Here is an 18,280-nt window from a genome sequence, read left to right on the forward strand (position 1 = left end):
AGAAAAAAAAGAATCAGTTCGCCCAGGGCGGGCTGTAGCGCACTTTCACCGTGCGCACCGCAGGGTCGGCGCGCAGCGCATCGACCAGCTGGCTGTCCACGCGCACGGCGATCTCACCGGCCACATCGAGCATGCCCGCCACCGGGCCCTGCGCCGAGCCGAGCAGCAGGTCCAGGCGCAGCGGCGTGCGGCCCGGGCGATGGCGGTCGAGCAGGGCGTTGATGCGGTTCCACACGGCGCCGTCCTGGCGCAGGTCCAGCCGCAGCGACAGGCGCGTGGCGTAGTTGGCGCAGATGTCTTCGTAATCCCAGACCTGGCGGATGCGCAGCGCGTAGCCACCGTTGAACTCGTCTTCGCGCAGGCCACCCTTGACCACCAGGATGCGGTCCTTGGTCATCAGGTGGCCGAACTCGGCCAGGCCATCGGTGAAGGCGCTGCACTCCACGCGGCCCTTGCCGTCTTCGAGCTGCATGAAGATCTGGCTCTCGCCCTTGCGGCGCACCCCGACCACCAGGCCGGCGAGGATCACCGGGGTTTCCTGGCGCCAGGCACGCTTCTCGCCATCCTTGCTCGGGCGTGCCGGCGGGATCAGCTTCTCGAGCATGCCCAGGTCGGTGCCGACCAGATCCTTGACGTCATCGGCGTAGGGATCGAACGGGTGGCCGCTGAGGTAGAAACCCAGCGTTTCGCGTTCGCCTTCCAGCAGTTGGCCCAGCGCCCACTCTTTGGCTTCGGGCAGTTCCAGCTGCATCGCGGTGGTGACCGGATCGGGCGCACCGAACAGCGAGTTCTGGCCGGAGGCCTTCTCGCGTGCCATCTGGTCGGTGGCCTTGAGCACTTCGGGCAGCTGCAGCATCAGCGAGGCGCGGTTCTTGCCGAGCCCGTCCATCGCGCCGCAGTTGATCATCGCTTCGAGCGTGCGGCGGTTGAGCTTGCCGGACTCGGCGCGCATGCAGAAATCCAGCAGCGATGCATAGCGGCCGCCACGCTGGCGCTCCTCCACGATCGCTTCGCAGGCGCCCTGGCCGACGCCCTTGATCGCGCCCAGGCCGTACACGATGGTGTCGGCGCTGGAGGCTTCGAACATGTAGGCCGATTCGTTCACGCGCGGCGGCAGCACGGTCAGGCCGAGGTTGCGCACTTCGGCGAGGAAGCCGACCACCTTGTCGGTGTTGTCCATGTCCGAGGACAGCGTCGCGGCCATGAACTCGGCCGGGTAATGGCGCTTGAGCCAGGCGGTCTGGTAGCTGACCAGCGCGTAGGCGGCGGCGTGCGACTTGTTGAAGCCGTAGCCGGCGAACTTCTCCATCAGGTCGAAGATCGCGTCGGCCTTGGCTTCGACGACGCCGTCCTTGGCCGCACCTTCGCGGAAGATCTCGCGGTGCTTGGCCATTTCGGCCGGCACCTTCTTGCCCATCGCACGGCGCAGCAGGTCGGCGCCGCCGAGCGAGTAACCGCCCACGATCTGCGCCATCTGCATCACCTGCTCCTGGTACACCATGATGCCGTAGGTGTCTTTCAGGATCGCTTCGGTGCGCGGATCGGGGTAGATGATTTCTTCCTGCCCGTGCTTACGCGCGTTGAAGGAGGGAATCAGGTCCATCGGGCCGGGGCGATACAGCGACACCAGCGCGATGAGGTCTTCGAAGCGGTCGGGGCGCGCGTCCTTGAGCAGGCGGCGCATGCCCGAGGATTCGAACTGGAACACCGCGCCGGTGTTGCCGTTGGCGAAGATGTCCTTGTAGGTGGGCACGTCATCCAGCGGCAGCGCGGTGATGTCCACCGGCGGGATGCCGGCGCGTTCATGGCGCTTGTTGATCGCCTTGACCGCCCAGTCGATGATCGTCAGCGTGCGCAGGCCGAGGAAGTCGAACTTCACCAGGCCGATTTCTTCGACGTCGTTCTTGTCGAACTGGGTAACCGGGTTGCGGCCGCGGCCGCCTTCGTCGTGTTCGGCGAACAGCGGGCAGAATTCGGCCAGCGGCTCGGGCGCGATCACCACGCCACCGGCGTGCTTGCCGGCGTTGCGGGTGAGGTCTTCGAGCTGGCGGGCCAGATCGATCAGGTCGCGGACGTCGTCTTCGTTCTGGTAGCGCTGGATCAGCTCCGGCGAGGCCATTTCCGAATCCTTGCCTTCACCCATCGCATCCTTGAGCGAAATGCCCAGGATGTTCGGGATCAGCTTGGAAACGCCGTCGACCAGGCCGTACGGGAAGCCGAGCACGCGGCCGGAATCGCGCACCACGGCCTTGGCCGCCATGGTGCCGTAGGTGATGATCTGGCTGACCCGGTCACGCCCGTATTTACGCGCGACGTAGTCGATGACCTCGTCGCGGCGGTCCATGCAGAAGTCGATGTCGAAGTCGGGCATCGACACGCGTTCGGGATTGAGGAAGCGCTCGAACAGCAGGTTGTACGGGATCGGATCCAGATCGGTGATCTGCAGCGCCCAGGCGACCAGCGAGCCGGCACCGGAACCGCGGCCGGGGCCGATCGGAATGCCCTGGTTCTTTCCCCACTGGATGAAGTCGGCCACGATCAGGAAGTAGCCGGGGAAGCCCATCTTGATGATGGTGGCCAGTTCGAACTCGAGGCGCTCGAAATAATCGGCGCGGGTCTTGCCCGGCGCCAGCGGATTCTTTTCGAGGCGCGCTTCCAGGCCCTTGCGCGATTCGCTGCAGATCCAGCTGTCGAGGGTTTCGTCCTCGGGCACCGGGTAGTTGGGCAGGAAGTAGGTGCCCAGGCGCATTTCGATGTTGCAGCGCTCGGCCAGCGCGAGCGTGTTGTCGATCGCGTCGGGGATGTCGGCAAACAGCGCGCACATGTCCTCGGCGGACTTCAGGTACTGCTGGTCGCTGTAGTCGCGCGGGCGCTTGGGGTCGTCCAGCACGCGGCCGGAGGAGATGCACACGCGGGCTTCGTGGGCGTTGAAGTCTTCCGGCTGCAGGAAGCGCACATCGTTGCTGGCGATCACCGGCAGGCCGCGCTGGCCGGCGGCCTGCAGGGCGAACTGGTTGAAGGCTTCTTCGCCGTCGCGGCCGGTACGGGTCAGCTCCAGGTGCAGGCCATCACCGAACACGCGCTGCCAGTCGGCCAGTTGCTGCTCGGCCAGGTCATGGCGGCCATCGCCGGCCAGGCGGCCGGCAAGGCTGTCGCGGCCGGCCAGTGCAAACAGGTTGTGGCAGCCGGCTTTGAGCCACTCCGGGTGCACAGCGACGCCGCCTTCGGGGCGGTGGCCTTCCATCCAGGCGCGGGTGAGCAGCCTGGAGAGGCTGAGGTAGCCTTCGCGGTCGCGGCAGAGCAGGGTCATGCGCCAGGGCGTCATGCCTTCTTCGGCGATCATGATGTCCGCGCCGGCGATGGGCTTGATGCCCACGGTTTCGGCGGCTTTGTAGAACTTGACCAGCGCGAACAGGTTGTTGAGATCCGTCACTGCCAGTGCAGGCAGCTTCAGTTCGACCGCGCGGCTGAGCAGGTTGGCCTGCTTGGCTTTTTTCGGGTCAGCCTGATCCGGCTTCGCCGGGACACGGATGGTCGAATCCGCCAGCGAAAATTCGGTGTGGACGTGGAGATGTACGAAACGGGAAGTGGACATGCCGAACCAATGTGATGCCCGGTCAGGGTAGCGGTGGTGGTGGACGCTAACAAGGCTTGACAGGGGTGTTGCGGGGGCGCGCGCGGGCGCTGGGGTTCAGGTTTGCCGGGGCATCCGACGCCACCGCTGGCCGATGCGCGGTGGCGGGCAACCCCCGTATGTCCAGCGCTGTGGTGCCGGGTGCCGTCCGGCCATGGCAGCGCTCAGGCGGGGAGGCTGCTCAGCGCAGGTTCCAGGCACGCGCGCACGGGGGCGAAGCTGCGCCGGTGCTGGGGGCAGGGGCCGTGGCTGCGCAGGGCGGCGAGGTGGGCCGGGGTGCCGTAGCCCTTGTGCTGGTCGAAGCCGTACTCGGGATGGGCGTCGTGCAGGCGCTGCATGAAGCGGTCGCGGCTGACTTTGGCCAGGATCGAGGCGGCCATGATGGCGCGGTCCAGGGCATCGCCGCCGATCAACGCCTGGGCCGGGCAGGGCAGGCCCTTGGGGACCACGTTGCCGTCGATGCGGGCGAACTGGGCGACGTGGGCGACGCCTTCGACGGCCCGGCGCATGCCGAGCATCGTGGCCTGGTAGATGTTGAGCGTGTCGATTTCGCCGACGTCCACCATCACCACGTGCCAGGCCAGGGCGCGGTCCAGGATCTTGTCGTAGAGCTGGTCGCGGCGGGCAGCGGTGAGCTGCTTGGAGTCGTCCAGGCCGTTCAGGCGCGGTCGGTCGGGGCAGAATACGACGGCGGCGACGGCGACCGGGCCGGCCAGGGGGCCGCGGCCGGCTTCATCCACGCCGGCCACGTAGCGCGGGGCGACGGTGGCCAGGGCGGCGCCGTCGAACAGGGCCAGCGAGGCGGCAGCGGCGTGGCGACGGCTCATGCGGCGCGACCGCCGTTGGGACCGCGTTCGAGCAGGTCGGTCACCGCGTCGGCGGCGCGTGCGGAGGCATCGCGGCGCAGTTGCAGGTGCAGGCGTTCGTAGGTGTCGTGCAGGTCGATCACGCGCTGGGGGTGGTCGAACCACTGCAGGATCGCGGCGGCCAGTTTGTCCGGCGTGCAGTCGTGCTGCATCAGTTCCGGGGCAAGGTCCTTGCCGGCCAGGATGTTGGGCAGGGCGAAGCGGTCGACCTTGAGCAGGCCCAGCGCTTTGACGATGCGGTAGGTGAGTTCGGCCACGCGGTAGCCGACCACCATCGGGCGCTTGACCAGCATCGTCTCCAGGGTGGCGGTACCGGACGCGAGCACGACCACGTCGGCGGCGATCATCGCGGTACGCGCGTTGCCGTCGAGCAGGTGCGAATGGGCGACCGGCAGGGCCGAGGCGGAGAGCTGTTCGCTGATCAGCTGGCGGCAGGCGGCGTTGGCCGCCGGCACCACCACGTGCAGGCCGGGAATGCGTTCGGAGACCTGCCAGGCGGCTTCGAAGAACGGCTCGCCGAGCTTGCCGATCTCGCCCAGGCGGCTGCCCGGCAGGACCGCCAGCACCTTGGCATTGGAGGGCAGGCCGAGCTCGGCACGCGCCTGTTCGCGATCATTGTGCAGCGGGATGTCATCGGCCATCGGGTGGCCCACGAAGCGGGCGTCGATGCCGTGCTTGGCGTAGATCGGTGGTTCCATCGGGAACAGGCACAGCACCAGGTCGGCGCTGGCCCCGATCTTCTCGGCCCGCTTCTCACGCCAGGCCCAGACGGAAGGGCTGACGTAATGGACGGTGCGGATGCCGCGGTCCTTCAGCCAGCGCTCGACGCCGAGGTTGAAGTCCGGTGCGTCGATGCCGATGAACACGTCCGGCTGCCACTCCAGCGCACGCGCGCGGAACTCGCGGCGCAGTTTGAGCAGACGCGGCAGGTGGCGCAGGATTTCGGTCAGCCCCATCACCGCCAGTTCGCTGGCATCGAACCAGGTCTGGCAGCCGGCGCTGCGCATGGCATCGCCGCCGATGCCGGCGAATTCGGCATTCGGGAAGCGCAGGCGCAGTTCGCGGATCAGGCCGGCACCGAGCAGATCGCCGGAGGCTTCGCCGGCCACCAGTGCGATGCGCACCGGCCGGTCGGAGGTGCGCAGCGCCAGCGTCTGTTCGACGCTGGTCGCCATCGCAGCGAGCGGAATGATCTCGGCGGTCGTCATGCCCGGGGTGTGCCCGCCTGGACCCGTCATCGCAGCAAGGGCCTCTCGGCGCTTTCGATGAAGTCCAGCAGGTCCTTCACGTCGGCGCTCTGGCTGGCCTGCTCGGCCAGCTGCACCTTGGCTTCGGCCAGCGGCAGGCCGGCCACGTACAGGGTGCGGTAAGCGCGTTTGATGCTGGCGATGCGCTCGGCATCGAAGCCGCGACGCTTGAGGCCTTCGCTGTTGATGCCGCGCGGGCGGCCCAGGCTGTCGCTGCCGACCATGGTGAACGGTGGAACGTCGCCATTGGTCAACGCGCCCATGCCGAGGAAGGCGTGGGCACCGATGCGGCAGAACTGGTGGGCACCGGCGAAGCCGCTGATGATCACGTAGTCGCCCACGGTGACGTGGCCGGCCAGCGTGGTGTTGTTGGAGAACACGCAGTGGTTGCCGACGTGGCAGTCATGCGCCACGTGGGTGTAGGCCAGCATCCAGTTGTCGTTGCCGACCGTGGTGATGCCGCCACCACCGGCGGTGCCGCGGTTGATGGTGACGAATTCGCGGATGACGTTGTCATCACCGATCACCAGCTCCGTGCGTTCGGCCTTGTACTTCTTGTCCTGCGGCTCGCCACCGATCGCGGCGTGGCCGATGAAACGGTTGTTGCGACCGATCCGGGTCGGGCCATGGATCGAGCAATGCGGACCGATCTCGGTACCGGCACCGATCTCCACGTCCGCGCCGATCAGGCAGAACGCACCCACGCGCACATCCGCAGCCAGCGACGCCGACGGGTCGATGACCGCGGTGGGGTGGATGAGAGGGGTGTTGTCACTCATTGCAGATCTCCTGCCTGGATCATTCGCGGGTGCCGGCGCACAGCACTTCGGCGCAGGCGACGATTTCGCCATCGACCTTGGCCACGCAGTCGTACACCGCCATGTTGCGGATCACGCGTTTGATCTCCACGTGCATTTCCAGCACGTCGCCGGGCACGACCTGCTTGCTGAAGCGCGCCTTGTCGACCTTGACCATGTAGAACAGCTTGGACTGCGCATCGCGGCCCAGGGTGAGCTGGGTCAGTACGCCACCGGCCTGCGCCATGGCTTCGATGATCAGCACGCCGGGCATGATCGGCTGACCCGGGAAGTGGCCCTGGAAGAACGGCTCGTTGATGCTGACGTTCTTGGTGGCAACGATCTTCCGGTTCTCGAAATCGAGCGAGATCACCTTGTCCACCAGCAGGAACGGATAGCGGTGCGGGATCAACTGCTGGATCTGGTTGATGTCCGGCAGATTCTGGTTGTTGCTCATTCCTTCTCCTTGCTCACAGACAGGATGCGCCGGGCGAGCGCATCGAGCTGCTTGAAGCGCGCGGCATTCTTGCGCCACGTGCGGTTGTCGGTCAGTGGGGTGCCGGAGGAGTACTCGCCCGGCTCATGAATGGAGTTGCGCACCACCGATTTGCCGGTGATGACGACCTTGTCGCAGATTTCGAGGTGACCGACGACGCCGACGGCGCCGCCCAGCAGGCAGTAACGGCCGATCTTGGCGCTGCCGGCGATGCCGGTGCAGCCGGCGATGGCCGAGTGGGCGCCGATCTGGACGTTGTGGGCGATCTGCACGAGGTTGTCCAGGCGCACGTCGTTTTCCAGCACGGTGTCTTCCAGCGCGCCGCGATCCACGCAGGTGTTGGCGCCGATTTCGCAGTCGTCGCCGATGCGTACGCCACCCAGCTGGGGCACCTTGATCCAGTGGCCGGCATCCATGGCCAGGCCGAAGCCGTCGGCACCGAGCACGGCGCCGGGATGGATGCGCACGCGCTTGCCGAGCTTCACGCGGGTGACCAGGGTCACGCGGGCGATCAGCTCGCAGCCGGTCTCCAGGGTGCAGTCTTCGCCGATCACGCTGCCGGGGCCGACGATGCAGTTCTCACCGACCACGCTGCGGGCACCGATGGTGACGAACGGGCCGATGTGGGCGCTGGCGGCGACCTGGGCGTCCGGATCGATGCAGGCGCTGGGATGGATGCCCGGCGCGCGCGGCGGTGCGATGTCGAACAGCGCGGCGATCTTGGCGAAGGTGGTGTACGGGTCCTTGGCGACCAGGGCGGCGCCGGGCGCGGCCTCGGCATCCTCGGCACGCAGCACGACGATGGCGGCCTGGCTGTCGGCCAGCTGCGCGCGGTAGCGCGGGTTGGCCAGGAAGGTGAGCTGGCCGGGGCCGGCATGGGCGAGCGTAGCCACGCCATGGATGGCGGTGCTGCCATCACCATGGACCTGCAGGCCAAACTGCTCGGCGAGTTGCTGGGCGGTATAGGTAGGAGTGTTCACCGGGGGAGTTTACCGTGTGATGCCGAAACGGTCATGCGGGGCGGGGGTTCCGGGGTGTGGTGGGCGGTTTGTTGCGGCCCGGCGCATCCGGGGCGATCGCGCGGCTCCGTGGCGGACAGCCCCCACGGACCCCGATGGTTCAACCCGCGCGCGGCAGGGTAGTGCCGGCCGCTGGCCGGCTCGCATTGATCCCGGACGTTCGTGCCGACCAACGGTCGGCACCTACCCAGAGCGGCATCGAACGACCAGTGCCACCCCAAAGCGGCACCGATCCATGATCGGTTCGAACCCCGATCGGCACGGAGCCATGATCGCTCCCAGCGCCAAAACGAAAACGCCGGGCAAAGCCCGGCGAATGCGTACCGCGTCTGGTGGAGAGGCCCCCTTCTGTCAAGGGGGCCGCGCCGACGGCGCGGGGGATAGGAGGAATCGTTGGGCCCCAAGGTTTGCTGCGCAAACCTTGGGCAATTCACGTTAGGCGGTCAGAACTGACCGCCGAACGTGAATTGCAGACGCTCGACTTCGTCGCCATCTTCCTTCTTCAACGGGAAGGCGTAGCTGATCGAGATCGGGCCGACCGGGGCGCGCCACAGCAGGGCCACACCGGTGGAGACGCGCAGTTCGTTGGCCTTGAAGTTGTCCACGCCGTTGTAGACGTTGCCGAAGTCCACGAAGGCCGAGATGCGGGCCGAGGGGCTGTCGAACAGGCGCGGGAAGTAGGCTTCGACCGAACCGACGGTCTTCAGCGAGCCACCCAGCGGCTGGCCGCGGTTGTAGCTCAGGGTCGGTTCCGAACGCGGGCCGAGGGTGTTGTCCTCGAAGCCGCGCACCGAGTTGGTACCACCGGCGTAGAAGTTCTCGTAGAACGGCAGGCCCGAGGCGGTCACCACGCGGGTGCTGCCATCCGGGTTGGTGATCACGCGGGTGGTGTCATTGCCGTAGCTGTCGCCGTAGCCGACTTCGGCGCGGGTGTTGATGACCAGCTGCGGGATGATCGGCCAGTACTTGGAGAACTGGTAGTTCAGCTTGTAGTACTCGACGGTCGAGCCCGGCAGCGTGGTTTCCAGGCCCACGCGCTGGTAGGTACCGCGGGTCGGCATGAAGTAGTCGTTGCGGGTATCGCGCGCCCAGCCCAGCTCGGTGCGCCAGGAATGAAACGTGCGCTGGCCGATGGCGTCGATGTAATCGATGATCGCCTGCGGGGTCGAGCCTTGGTAGGTGGTGATCTGGTTGCTGTCGATGCCCACCATCAGCGAGACGGTGTCGTTCTCGGTGATCGGCACGCCGAACACCACCTGCGCGGCACCGTTGGTGCTGTTGTACTGCGCGGTGTTGAAGTCGGAGTAATCCAGTTCGCGCCAGGACAGGTTGTAGCCCAGCGAGACGCCGTCATCGGTGAAGTACGGGTTGGTGTAGCTGAAGCCGTAGCGCTGCAGGTAGCTGCTGCGCGAGGCTTCGACCGACACGCGGTTGCCGCCGCCGAGGAAGTTGTTCTGCGACAGCTGCACCGAGGTGGTCATGCCGTAGGACTGCGAATAGCCCAGGCCGAACACGAAGCTGCCCGAGGTGGTTTCCTTGACGTTGTAGACCACGTCGACCTGGTCGTTGCTGCCGGTGACCGGCGGCGTTTCCACGTCCACCGATTCGAAGTAGCCCAGGCGCTGCAGGCGGATCTTGGAGCGGTCGATCGCAGCCTGGGAGTACCAGCTGTTCTCGAACTGGCGCATTTCACGACGCAGCACTTCGTCGGAGGTGCGGGTGTTGCCCTTGAAGGTGATGCGGCGCACCGACACGCGCGGGCCGGGAACGACCTGCATGTTGATGGCCACCGTGCGGTCGGCACGGTTGCTGGTCGGGATCGGGTTCACCTTGGCGAAGGCGTAGCCGATGTTGGACAGCGAATTGGTGATCTGGTCCGAGCTGAATTCCAGCAGCGCACGCGAGAACGTGTCGCCGGACTTCTGGATCACCATGCGCTCGACATCTTCCTGCGGCAGGATGGTGTCGCCGGTGACCTTGATCTCGGAGATCTTGTACTGCTCACCCTCGGTCACGCCGGCGGTGATGAACATGTCGCGCTTGTCCGGGCTGATCGAGACCTGGGTGGAATCGATGCTGAAATCCACGTAGCCGCGGTCCAGGTACCAGCCGTTGAGCTTTTCCAGGTCGCCGGACAGCTTTTCCTTGGAGTACTGGTCATCGCGGCGGTACCACGAGGCCCAGTTGTGCTCCTTGGATTCCCAGGTTTCCAGGATGTCCTTGGCGGGGAACTTCTCGGTGCCGACCAGGTTGACGTGCTGGATCTTGGCGGCCTTGCCTTCCTTGATCGCGATGGCGATGTCCACGCGGTTGCGGTCCAGCGGGCTCACCGTCGGGGTGATGTCCACGTTGTACTTGCCACGGTCGTTGTACTGGCGGCGCAGTTCCTGGGTCACGCGGTCCAGGCTCAGGCGGTCGAAGGTGCCGCCCTCGGTCAGGCCGATGTCGCTCAGGCCCTTGAGCAGCTGGTCGCTCTTGATGTCCTTGTTGCCGGTGACGGTCAACTTGTTGATCGCCGGGCGTTCCTTGACCGTGACCACGAGGATGTCGCCCTGGCGGTTGAGCTGGACGTCTTCGAAGAAGCCGGTCTTGTACAGCGCACGGATGGTTTCACCGACCTTGTTGTCGGTGATGGTGTCGCCACGTTCCACCGGCAGGTAGGTGAACACGGTACCGGAGGTGATGCGCTGGAGACCATCCACGCGGATGTCGCTGACGGTGAAGGGCTCGGCTGCCTGCGCCAGGGCGGGCGCGCCGAAACCGGCAACGAGTGCGAGGGCCAGCAGGCGGCGATTGGGGAGTCGCGTCATGTCACGTCCGGTTGGAGTCGATTTCAACATTGCGGGATGCCGGCGCATAAGACGACGACAAAAGGAAAAAAGTTCATCGCGGGACCAGGCCGAGGATGTCGTTGTAGAACGCCAATCCCATCAGCCCGGCCAGCAGCGCCAGGCCCACATACTGCCCGGCAGCCATGGCGCGCTCGCTCAGCGGGCTGCCCTTGACCAACTCGATAAGGTAATACAGCAGGTGCCCGCCGTCCAAGATGGGGATGGGCAACAGGTTGATGATGCACAGGCTCAGCGACAGCAGGGCCAGGAAATACAGGAACCAGTCCAGGCCGCGTTTGGCCGAGACGTTGGCGACCCGGGCAATGGTGACCGGGCCGGAGATGTTCTGCAGCGAGGCATTGCCGGTGACGATGCGGCGCATCATCCCCAGTGAATCGCCCGCCATCCGGGCGGTTTCGCGCAGGGCCACGGGCACTGCCGCAAACGGCCCGAACTTGAGTTCGGCGTCGTAGGCCGGGGCGTGGGTCTCCGGGAAACCGATGCCGATCTGCCAGGTCGGCTGGCCACGGCCGTCCACGCCCTGGCGGGGGGTGATCTCCAGCGCCAGCCGCTCGCCGCCGCGCAGGACGTCGATCATGCCGGGGCCGCCACGCTGGCCGAGCGCGGCGATCTGCGCCGGCACCTGGTCGGCACCTTCGATACGCTGGCCGTCCACGGCCACGATCAGGTCGCCCGGCACCAGCACGCCCTGGGCGGCTGCGTCGGGCAGGACCTTGTCCACCAGCGCCGGCTGCAGCCAGAACTGCCAGCTCAACCCGGTCAGCTGGGGCACGCGGCGTTCATCGAAGCCGGCCGGCAGCTGCGACAGCGGCAGGGTGCGGGTCCGCACCTGGTCCAGACCGTCGAGGACCTCGACCTTTGCATCGTGACGATCCATCGCCGCCGTGGTCAGCGCCATGCTGGCCTCGCCGGCGGTGGCCACGCTGCGGCCATCGACCTTGACCACACGGTCGCCGGCCTGCAGGCCAGCGGTCTGGGCCATGCCGGTGGTGCGGCCGATGGTGGCCGAATAATCCTGTTTCCCGATCACGAACATCGCCCACAGCAGGGCGATGCACAGGATCAGGTTGGCGGCCGGACCGGCGGCGACCACCGCGATCCGCTGCCACACGGTCTTGTGGTTGAAGGCCTGACCGCGCTCGGCCGGGTGCACCTCGACCTCGCGCTCGTCCAGCATCTTCACGTAGCCGCCCAGCGGAATGGCGGCGATCGCGAATTCAGTGCCGGCCCGGTTGCGGCGCGACCACAGCGGCTTGCCGAACCCGACAGAGAAGCGCAGCACCTTGATCCCGCAACGGCGGGCCACCCAGTAGTGACCGAACTCGTGGAAGGTCACCAGCAGGCCAAGGCTGACGATCATCCACCAGACGGATCCGATGAAATCACCCATGGTGATCAGCACTGTAAGGGGGCGTGTGGGGCATTCAGGCGTGGTCGATGGCGGCTTGGGTGATCTGGCGGGCGCGCTGATCGGCGGTCAGCAGGCCCTCCAGTGTATCGGCGGACTCGCTGGACAGTGTTGACAGAGCGTTAGCGACCAGCGCTGGAATGGCAAGGAAAGCTGCCCGCCCCTGAAGAAACGCTGAAACCGCGACTTCGTTGGCGGCATTGAGGATCGCCGGGGCGGTCCCGCCGGCGGCCATGGCCTGCCAGGCGAGCTTCAGGCAGGGGAACGCCTCGGTGTCCGGGGCTTCGAAATCCAGCCGACCCTGGGTCAGCAGGTCCAGCCCGCCGACCCCGGATTCAATGCGCTGCGGCCAGCCCAGGCCGACGGCCAGGGTGGTGCGCATGTCGGGCAGGCCCAGCTGGGCCAGGGTCGAGCCGTCGACGAACTCGACCAGCGAATGCACCAGGCTCTGCGGGTGGACCAGGACGTCAATACGCTCGCCCGGCACGCCGAACAGGTGGTGGGCTTCGATGACTTCCAGCCCTTTGTTCATCAACGTCGCCGAATCGACCGAGATCTTCGGGCCCATCGACCACTTCGGGTGCGCCACGGCCTGGGCCGGGGTGACCTGGGCCAGCTGTTCGCGGGTACGGCCACGGAACGGGCCCCCGGAGGCGGTCAGGATGATCCGGCGCACGCCGGCACCGTCCAGGCTGGCATCGCGCGAACGCAGGCACTGGAAGATCGCGCTGTGCTCGCTGTCGATCGGGATGATCTCGGCCCCGGCGGCAGCGGCCTGGCGCATCAGCAGCTCGCCGGCCAGCACCAGCGATTCCTTGTTGGCCAGCAGGATCCGCTTGCCGGCCGCGGCGGCGGCCAGGGTCGAGGACAGTCCGGCCGCGCCGACGATCGCCGCGACCAGCGTGTCGCAGACATCGCTGGCGGCCAGCTGGTCCAGCGCCCCGGCGCCGGCATGGGCCTGGGTGGCCAGGCCGGCGTCACGCAGGCCGTCACGCAGGGCGGCGTACCGCGATTCATCGGCGATCACGGCATGGGCCGGGCGATGCACGGCGCACAGGGCAACCAGCGCATCGACCTGGCGGCCGGCGGCGAGCACAGTGACCTGGTAGCGGTCCGGATGGCGTGCGATCACGTCCAGCGCGGATGCGCCGATCGAACCGGTGGCGCCGAACACGGCGACCTGGCGGGGGGCGGAAGCGCTGGCCATGGTTAGAACCCGAAGATTTCCTTGCCGAGTGCGAACACCGGCAGGGCGGCAAGGACGCCGTCGATACGATCGAGCACGCCGCCATGGCCCGGGATGATGTGGCCCGAGTCCTTGGCACCGGCGTGGCGCTTGATCAGGCTTTCGTACAGGTCGCCCAGCACCGAGGCGAACACGGTCACCACGGCGGTGATGATCAGGCCGATCAGGTGGCCGCTGTCGATCCCGGCCAGCCAGCCGAAGCCCAGGGCCACGATCAGGCCGGCGACCATGCCGCCGCCGAGACCTTCCCAGGTCTTGTTGGGGCTGATCCGCGGGGCGAGCTTGGTGCGGCCGAAGGTGCGGCCGGCGAAATAGGCGCCCGAATCGGCGGCCCAGACCACGGCCAGCGCGGTCAGCAGCCACAGGTGGCCGTTCTCGCCACTGGCATGGATCAGCACCAGCGATGCCCAGGCCGGCACGATCGCCAGGGTGCCGGCGAGCAGCTTGAGGGCACGCGCCGGGCTGCTGGGGCTGGCGCCGAAGTTGAAGAAGCGCAGCCACAGCAGGGCTAGCAACCACCACCCGATGCCGACCAGCGCGGCGATCTGGTACAGCACCAGCGAGCCGGCATCGGCCCACACGATCAGCACCATCAGCACCAGGTTCAGCACCAGCAGGATGGTGCGGGCCAGGGTGTCTTCCACGTCGGCCAGCTTCAGCCATTCCCACAGGCCGATCAGGAACACCGCGGCAGCGGCAGCGGCCAGCCACTGGGTCGGCAGCATCAGGATGGCGAGGATGGCGACCGGCGCCATGATCAGCGCGGCGATGACTCGGGTCTTGGTCATGGGGAAGAGGTCTCGGTGGCCAAGGCGGCGATCTGGGCGCTGGTCAGGCCGAAACGGCGTTCACGCGAAGCATAGGCGTCGATCGCCTGCTGCAGGACGGCGGCGTCGAACTCGGGCCACAGTACGTCGGTGAACCACAGTTCGGTGTAAGCCAGCTGCCAGAGCAGGAAATTGCTGATGCGGGTGTCGCCACCGGTGCGGATGAACAGGTCCGGCGGCGGCAGGTCTGCCAGGGCCACGCGGCTGCTGAGCATCGCTTCGTCGATCTGCTCGGGCAGCAGGCGGCCGGCCGCGACCTCGGCGGCCAGTTCGCGTGCGGCGCGGGCGATGTCCTGGCGGCCACCATAGCTGGCGGCGATGCTCAGGGTCATCGCACGGTTGTCGGCGGTGCGTTGCTCGGCCAGCTGCATGCGGCTGACCAGCCCGGCGCCGAAGCGCTCGCGCTCGCCGATGAAACGCACGCGCACGCCACGGCGATGCAACTCGTCCACTTCGCGGTCGAGCGCATTGAGGAACAGCTTCATCAACGCATCGACCTCATCGGTCGGCCGGCCCCAGTTTTCACTGGAGAAGGCGAACAGGGTCAATGCGGCGATGCCGTTGTCGAGGCAGAAATCGATGGTGCGGTTGACCGCGCGCGCGCCGGCACGATGGCCGATCACGCGCGGGCGACGACGCTTCTGTGCCCAACGCCCGTTGCCATCCATGATGATGGCGACGTGGCGCGGCATGGGCGCGGCAGTGCCGCTGGTCGGGGCCTGGGACATGGGGCTCAGACCGCCATCAGTTCCTTTTCTTTCTCGGCGACCACACTGTCGACGTCCTTGATGGACTTGTCGGTCAGCTTCTGGATGTCATCTTCGCCGCGCTTCTTGTCGTCTTCGCTGATCGCCTTGTCCTTGATCAGGTTGGCGATCGCCTTGTTGGCGTCCTGGCGGATGTTGCGGATGGCGATCTTGGCGCCTTCGCCTTCCTTCTGGACCTGCTTGCCCAGCTCCTTGCGGCGCTCTTCGGTCGGCGGCGGCAGGTTCAGGCGGATGACGGTGCCGGCCACGTTCGGGGTCAGGCCCAGATCGGAGGCGTAGATCGCCTTCTCGACGTCCTTGATCATGCCCTTGTCGAACAGCGTGATGACCAGCGAGTGGCCCTCGGAAACGCTGATCGAGGCGACCTGGTTCAGGGGGGTGTCGGTGCCGTAGGCCTTGACGGTGATGCGGTCCAGCAGGGCCGGGGAAGCACGGCCGGTGCGGATGGAGGTGAGGGTGTGCTTCAGAGCATCGATGCTCTTTGCCATGCGCGTCTGCGCGTCCTGCTTGATTTCGTTGAGCATCGCCCGAATCCTGGATGTAACTGGGAATCGGGCGATTATAGGCGAATACCGACCCTTTCCGGGCCGTTCAGGGCGCCCGGCGTGGGGCGCCGCTCAGGCTCAGGCGTTGTCGCGGCCCTGGACCAGGGTGCCGATGTTGTCGCCGTGCAGGATCTTGAGCAGCTCGCCCGGCTGGCCCATGTCGAACACGCGCAGCGGCAGGTCGCTGTCGCGGGCCAGCGCGAAGGCGGCGGTATCCATCACTTCCAGGCCCCGGCGGATCACTTCGTCGTAGGTCAGGCTGTCGAAACGGACCGCGTCGCTGTACTTGTTCGGGTCCTTGTCGTACACGCCGTCGACCTTGGTGGCCTTCAGCAGCAGGTCCGCGCCGATCTCGATCGCGCGCAGGGCAGCGCCGGAATCGGTGGTGAAGAACGGGCTGCCGACGCCGGCGGCGAAGATCACCAGGCGGCCCTTTTCCAGGTGGCGGATGGCGCGGCGGCGGATGTAATCCTCGCAGACGTCGTTGATCTTGATCGCGCTCATCACGCGGGCCTTGGCGCCCAGCTTTTCCAGGGCGTCCTGCATGGCCAGCGCGTTGATCACCGTGGCGAGCATGCCCATCTGGTCGCCGGTGACCCGGTCCATGCCGCCTGCGGCCAGGCCGGCGCCGCGGAAGATATTGCCGCCGCCGATCACCAGGGCCACTTCGGCGCCGGCCGCCTGGGCTTCCATCACCTCACGGGCGAGGCGGTGGATCACCTTGGGGTCGATGCCGTAGTCCTCGTCTCCCATCAGCGCCTCCCCGGAAACTTTCAACAGGATGCGGCGATAGGCGAGCTTTGACATGGCGATCTCTGGGTGCGTGGAAAACGCCCGGATTCTACTGGAAGCCGGGCCATCGGGCAGCATAAATTTGCTGCGGTGCGGCGCATGGGGGCGCTGTGGGGGCCGTGATGACGGCCCCGCGCGGGGGTAACGCTCAGGCCGGTGCGGTGCTGGGCGAGCGCGCGATGACCCGGTTGCGGCCCAGGTTCTTGGAGCGGTACAGCACGTCGTCGGCGGCCTTGAGCAGATCCTGGACATCGGCGAAACGCTCATAGCCCCCCTGGGTCGCCACGCCTGCCGAGAAGGTCACGAACAGCGGGCCGCTGGCGACTTCGGCCATCGGCGTGTTGACGATGCTGGCCAGGACCCGGCGCACCACTTCCAGCGCGACCGGCTCGGTGGTGTTGGGCAGCAGCGCGATGAATTCCTCGCCGCCGAAGCGGGCCACCGTGTCGCTGTTGCGCAGCTGCTCCTGCAGCTTGGTGGCGAACATGCGCAGCACCTGGTCACCCATCAGGTGGCCATGGGCGTCGTTGATCTTCTTGAAGTCGTCCAGGTCGATGAAGGCGACCGAAAGCGGCCAGCCATGCCGGGTGGCGCGCAGGAATTCCTGCTCGAGCACGGCTTCCAGCTGGCGGCGGTTGAGCACGCCGGTGAGGGCGTCACGGTGCGCCTGTTCGGCCAGCCGGTTGGCGCGCGCTTCGAATTCATCCGCCCGCTTGCGGGCCAGGGCGGCGTCCTGCATCTCGCGCAGGTTGCGCAGGGTGGCCAGCTCCTGGGCATGGTCGATCAGCTGCTGCACGCGCGAGGGCGAGAACAGCGGGGTCTCGAACAGGGTGCTGATGTCCGGCAGCGATTCACCGATGCGGGCCAGGACCTGGTCGAACTGGGCGCTGTCCAGGCCGAGCGTGTCATGCACCTGCTGCAGGGCGTGCTCGCGCGCGGCATCGGCATCGGTGCCGAGCCAGATATCGGCCACCGCGCCGGACAGGGCGACGCAGTTCTGGAAATTGTCATCGCCGGTGGCGGGCGATTCGCTGTGCGCGATGCTGTCCACCAGGTAGCGCGGCAGGCCCCATTCCTCGGCGACCCACGCGCCGACGTCGGCGTGGCTGCACTGCAGGTGTTCGCGCTCCAGGGCGACCAGCGCGCCGTTGTCGGTGGCCTGGCGCAGCAGCGGCAGGTAGGTGTCCGGTTGCGCCTGGGCCAGTGCCAGTACGCCGATATCCTGCAGCAGGCCGGCCAGCATCAGCTCTTCGGCTTTGCGCAGGCCGCGCGCCTGCCCCAGCAGGCTGGCGGCCAGGGCGCTGAGGATGCTGCGGCGCCACGCGCGCTCGCGCAGGTCCTGGCCGTCGCCGGCGGCGGTCAGGTTCTGGGTCACGGTGAAGCCGAGGGCCAGGCTGACCGTGGCATTCAGGCCGAGCATCGTCAGCGCCTGGCCGAGATTCTCGATCCGGCGGCGGCTGGCATACAGCGGCGAATTGGCGATGCGCAGCATGCGGGCACTCAACGCCATGTCGATGGCGATGATGTCGGCGGCGGTGGTGATGTCCGCTTCCGGATCCTGCGCCAGTTCGATGATGCGCAGGGCAATACCGGGCGGGGAGGGCAGGTTGCGGCAGAGCGCCAGGGCGGCTGTCAGCTCGGGAGGCATGGCGGGGTTGTCAGTATGTTGGGGCAAGAATACCTGAGGTGCATCACAGTTTCGTCCTTGATTTCTTGCGTTGACGCGGCAGATCGGTTTGGGAGTATTGCCCTGATCCGGCACACAAAGCAAAGCCAGTGGACAA

General features: G+C 67.0%; 14 protein-coding genes. All 14 read right to left on the minus strand.

What is annotated here, in order from left to right:
* Nucleotides 1–13 precede the first annotated feature (13 nt).
* Nucleotides 14–3,595, minus strand: coding sequence for a DNA polymerase III subunit alpha (gene dnaE / locus C0R07_RS13865; protein ID WP_070473290.1), 3,582 nt, complete (start codon nt 3,593–3,595; stop codon nt 14–16).
* Nucleotides 3,596–3,798: 203 nt separating this feature from the next.
* Complete coding sequence (locus C0R07_RS13870; RefSeq protein WP_070473288.1) at nt 3,799–4,461, minus strand: ribonuclease HII; 663 nt, start codon at nt 4,459–4,461, stop codon at nt 3,799–3,801.
* Nucleotides 4,458–5,675 (minus strand): lipid-A-disaccharide synthase, encoded by a 1,218-nt coding sequence (gene lpxB / locus C0R07_RS13875; protein WP_428991910.1) that lies wholly within the window; start codon nt 5,673–5,675, stop codon nt 4,458–4,460. The genes C0R07_RS13870 and lpxB overlap by 4 nt, the downstream gene beginning before the upstream one ends.
* Before the next feature lie 59 nt (nt 5,676–5,734).
* A complete protein-coding gene (gene lpxA / locus C0R07_RS13880; protein ID WP_102789180.1) occupies nt 5,735–6,526 on the minus strand; it encodes an acyl-ACP--UDP-N-acetylglucosamine O-acyltransferase in 792 nt (263 codons plus the stop codon).
* Between the two features lie 19 nt (nt 6,527–6,545).
* Entirely contained in the window at nt 6,546–7,001 is a 456-nt protein-coding gene (fabZ, locus tag C0R07_RS13885) for a 3-hydroxyacyl-ACP dehydratase FabZ (protein WP_019184406.1), read from the minus strand.
* The gene (lpxD, locus tag C0R07_RS13890; RefSeq protein WP_046272048.1) at nt 6,998–8,020 is read right to left on the minus strand and encodes a UDP-3-O-(3-hydroxymyristoyl)glucosamine N-acyltransferase; all 1,023 of its coding nucleotides are present in this window, start codon (nt 8,018–8,020) and stop codon (nt 6,998–7,000) included. Before lpxD ends, fabZ begins: the two co-directional genes overlap by 4 nt.
* A 482-nt stretch (nt 8,021–8,502) precedes the next feature.
* Nucleotides 8,503–10,869 (minus strand): outer membrane protein assembly factor BamA, encoded by a 2,367-nt coding sequence (bamA, locus tag C0R07_RS13895; protein ID WP_070426936.1) that lies wholly within the window; start codon nt 10,867–10,869, stop codon nt 8,503–8,505.
* Nucleotides 10,870–10,942: 73 nt separating this feature from the next.
* On the minus strand, nt 10,943–12,301 hold the full coding sequence (gene rseP, locus C0R07_RS13900; protein ID WP_102789229.1) for an RIP metalloprotease RseP: 1,359 nt from the start codon (nt 12,299–12,301) through the stop codon (nt 10,943–10,945).
* 34 nt (nt 12,302–12,335) lie between these two features.
* Nucleotides 12,336–13,526, minus strand: a complete 1,191-nt coding sequence (locus C0R07_RS13905; protein WP_102789181.1) for a 1-deoxy-D-xylulose-5-phosphate reductoisomerase — start codon at nt 13,524–13,526, stop codon at nt 12,336–12,338.
* Between the two features lie 2 nt (nt 13,527–13,528).
* Nucleotides 13,529–14,353 carry a phosphatidate cytidylyltransferase gene (locus C0R07_RS13910; protein WP_070473281.1) on the minus strand — a complete coding sequence of 275 codons (825 nt, stop codon included), beginning with the start codon at nt 14,351–14,353 and terminating at the stop codon, nt 13,529–13,531.
* Nucleotides 14,350–15,084 (minus strand): polyprenyl diphosphate synthase, encoded by a 735-nt coding sequence (uppS, locus tag C0R07_RS13915; RefSeq protein WP_087947514.1) that lies wholly within the window; start codon nt 15,082–15,084, stop codon nt 14,350–14,352. Before uppS ends, C0R07_RS13910 begins: the two co-directional genes overlap by 4 nt.
* Nucleotides 15,085–15,125: 41 nt before the next feature.
* The gene (frr, locus tag C0R07_RS13920) at nt 15,126–15,683 is read right to left on the minus strand and encodes a ribosome recycling factor (protein ID WP_046272044.1); all 558 of its coding nucleotides are present in this window, start codon (nt 15,681–15,683) and stop codon (nt 15,126–15,128) included.
* A gap of 99 nt (nt 15,684–15,782) precedes the next feature.
* Complete coding sequence (pyrH, locus tag C0R07_RS13925) at nt 15,783–16,511, minus strand: UMP kinase (RefSeq protein ID WP_019184398.1); 729 nt, start codon at nt 16,509–16,511, stop codon at nt 15,783–15,785.
* Between the two features lie 133 nt (nt 16,512–16,644).
* Entirely contained in the window at nt 16,645–18,144 is a 1,500-nt protein-coding gene (locus C0R07_RS13930; protein ID WP_070473279.1) for a GGDEF domain-containing protein, read from the minus strand.
* Nucleotides 18,145–18,280: the final 136 nt, after the last annotated feature.

It is taken from the genome of Stenotrophomonas bentonitica, from assembly GCF_002887735.1.
Taxonomy (GTDB): Bacteria; Pseudomonadota; Gammaproteobacteria; order Xanthomonadales; family Xanthomonadaceae; genus Stenotrophomonas; species Stenotrophomonas bentonitica_A.